Raw genomic sequence first — 957 nt, 5'->3', positions numbered from 1 at the left:
AGATGTGTATAGAGACCGGGGCGGGGACCGTCGCCCAGGAAGGGACGCACCTCGGAGCGTCCGAAGTAGATGTTCCGGCCTCCGAGGCGGACCCCCAGCGCACCGGCCATCGCCGCCTCGCACTGACCGGCGTTGGGGCTCGGGTGGTCGTTGCGGTCGCGCCGCCACACCCGCCAGGCCCGTTCCCGGTCGCCGTTCGCGACCGGCGCGACGGCGATGGTGAGCAGCCCGGTCAGCCGGGACGGCACCAGGTTGAGCAGGTCGTCCAGGCGGGCAGCCGGGGTGCCGAACCGCGCGTAGCGCGCCGACCGGTGCCCGACCATCGCGTCGAGGGTGTTGGCCGCGCGGTAGCCCAGCAGCCCGGGCAGGCCGGCGACCGCGCCCCAGACCAGCGGGGCGACCACCGCGTCGGAGGTGTTCTCCGCGACGGACTCGACGGTGGCCCGGGCCAGCTCCGACTCGCCCAGCGTCGACGGGTCCCGGCCACAGAGGTGACCGAGGCGTTTCCGGGCGGCGGGCAGGTCGCCGTCGCGCAGCGCCCCACCCATGACGGTGGCCTCGTGCCGCAGCGTGCGACCGCCCAGCACGGTCCAGGTGCCGGCGGCGACGAGCACCGCCCGGGTCACCGGCCGGCGCCGGGTGGCTGCCGCGGCGGCCGCCCCGAGCAGCACCGGCCCACCGACGGACATTGCGGTGAACAGCGCACCGGCCGTCCGGTCCGGCCGGTATAGCCGCCGCTCCAGCGCGCCGGCGACCTGCCCGAAGCCGGCCACCGGGTGCCACCGGCGTGGGTCGCCGAGCAGCCTGTCCAGCGCGTACCCGGCCAGCAGCCCCGCCGCGTTCGCCACCGGCGCTGTCCGTCGCACGCGCACCACCCCCGGCCGGCCAGCCTAGACGAGCGTCCCGTGTACCAGCCCGGCCCGCATGCCCTGAACGCCCCACCCTGCCCAGGGCCTG

At 76.7% G+C, this 957-nt stretch carries 1 protein-coding gene; it reads right to left on the bottom strand.

The window, feature by feature from the left end; genetic code table 11:
- Positions 1–866: cobalamin biosynthesis protein (locus tag EAD98_RS00300; RefSeq protein ID WP_121652115.1), on the bottom strand; the 866-nt coding region annotated here is incomplete at its 3' end.
- Positions 867–957 lie beyond the last annotated feature (91 nt).

The organism is Micromonospora sp. CV4 (assembly GCF_003667455.1).
Classification (GTDB): Bacteria; Actinomycetota; Actinomycetes; order Mycobacteriales; family Micromonosporaceae; genus Micromonospora.
This window is presented reverse-complemented; position numbering and strand designations above follow the sequence as displayed.